The 1,730-nt window shown below is 40.6% G+C and carries 2 protein-coding genes; both read right to left on the reverse strand.

What is annotated here, in order from left to right:
• Positions 1–70: 70 nt before the first annotated feature.
• Positions 71–478: a metal-dependent hydrolase gene (locus GX654_15020; protein NLD38175.1), complete on the reverse strand. Its 408-nt coding sequence runs from the start codon at positions 476–478 to the stop codon at positions 71–73.
• Positions 479–573: 95 nt separating this feature from the next.
• Entirely contained in the window at positions 574–1,377 is an 804-nt protein-coding gene (locus GX654_15025) for a DUF2837 family protein (protein NLD38176.1), read from the reverse strand.
• Between the last annotated feature and the right edge of the window lie 353 nt (positions 1,378–1,730).

A 1,730-nucleotide genomic window follows, 5' to 3' on the forward strand; every position in this document is an offset into this window, starting at 1 on the left:
ACTTTCGATAAGCATGAATCATATCCTCCTTCCCATAGGTTAGTCACCAACAGGAAGTACTTGATTTGATTCATGCTTTCAAGTTTTTTATTAACCTGGCACCCACAAATTCTTGTGAGGAGCCAAAAAAACTTTCTATCCCGATTGGGGAGGCTTTAATAGGGGTAATCGGAAAAAAATATCTCTTTTCAATAAATGGTGAAAAAAGGGCTACGCCCAGGCCGCCGTTAGTAAAGGCATCAAGTATACCGTGAAGGGTGGTCACAAAAGAAAAATCTACGGCATATAAAAATCCCTGTTTACATGTTCTTCTCCCGGCCCATGCCAGCATAAAACCTGTTACAGAACCAAGAAGGCAAGAGAAAAAAATGGAATGAAAAAATCCCCTGTGACCAAGAAAATGTGCATATGGAATCCCAAGCCTGAAACATATTACATCAGCATCGGGTATTGTGGCACATAGAACAGATAATACCATGAAACCACGCGGTCATTTTCGATTTTTAAAAGCAAGGCCAGAAACAAGGCCTGTAAATGAATGTGTCAGAATCGTGGGCAATCTGTTCCCTCCAATCAGATCTTTTCTGCAATAAATACGATAATCATTGCCGCAGGTACAAGAAGCAGTTGCGCTAGCAGTGTCCCGGCCAGGCGGCTCAGGTCAAGCCAGATAATTGAACGTCTGAAATATGGCTGACCGATTTTATTATTTACCACATCATCTGTTAATAATGAAAAATAGGGGTCAATAAAAATTAGTAAAACTATTGTTGCAACCCCATTGATAACTGACGAAAGCTGACTGGATGTTACCCTCATTTCGGGGTTGAGGTAACCAGCATACAATGCAGAAAATACCCCTGTGCTCCATACTGCTGTGGCAATAATATTATAAAATATATATCTGTATGGGATATGGTTGCTAATTCTGAAAAATAGGAAATTTCTTTTTGAAGGGATCTTTATTGAACTCCTGATGTGATAAAACCCTGCACGAGTAAATCCCATAAAAAACAGCCTCGAGATGGAATGATATTCCCTGAATTTTTCCACTGCTCTTGTAAAGAGGCGCTGAAATGTAGGGGTGATTAATATGCCGAAAATTGTTGCTGCGGATGCTGCAAACAGCATAACCCTGAAATCCGTCACCGCCCCGCTAATAATTCCATTGGCGAGATTCTCTTCAACCCTTTTTGCCAGGATGGGCCCCTGAAAGGTATTTGCAGTTCTGGAGCCGAGCACCATTATATTAAACAGGGCAAATGATACTGCTATTGTGCCTGTCCTGGTTCCTGATATCCTTACTGAATAGGCTAGTGTACCGATCATGTGAATGACAAAGGTCAGAATGATGAGAAAAACTAATGTAATATCCATTTGTATACCTTGTAAAACAGTGAGTATCATTTTCTTCAAAGTAGGGTGGGGTTCCTGTCCCACCATAGCTTTAGCGACGGTGGATTATACCCCACCATGTAGAGACAAGGCATGCCTTGTCTCTACGAAATAAATATAATGCAAAACCACCTCAATCTTAGCCTAAAGCTATATTAACTGTAGAAGGGGCACGGTGCACCGTGCCCTTACCATGTACGGCCTAATTATAAATAACGAGGCTGTCGAAAAACCCTTTTTTCGAGAGATTTATGCTCCCAGGGTATGGCAGCCCTAAAAAAATTATTTTTATAAAAATAAAACGAATTTAAAAAACGAAAGTCAAAATCCCGATG

The sequence above is a fragment of the Desulfatiglans sp. genome, assembly GCA_012513605.1.
In the GTDB taxonomy this organism is placed as follows: Bacteria; Desulfobacterota; DSM-4660; order Desulfatiglandales; family HGW-15; genus JAAZBV01.

Bases quoted from the DNA above. Each gene is read 5' to 3' on its own strand.
- GX654_15020 (NLD38175.1), bottom strand. From the start codon at position 478: ATGGTATTATCTGTTCTATGTGCCACAATACCCGATGCTGATGTAATA.
- GX654_15025 (NLD38176.1), bottom strand. From the start codon at position 1,377: ATGGATATTACATTAGTTTTTCTCATCATTCTGACCTTTGTCATTCAC.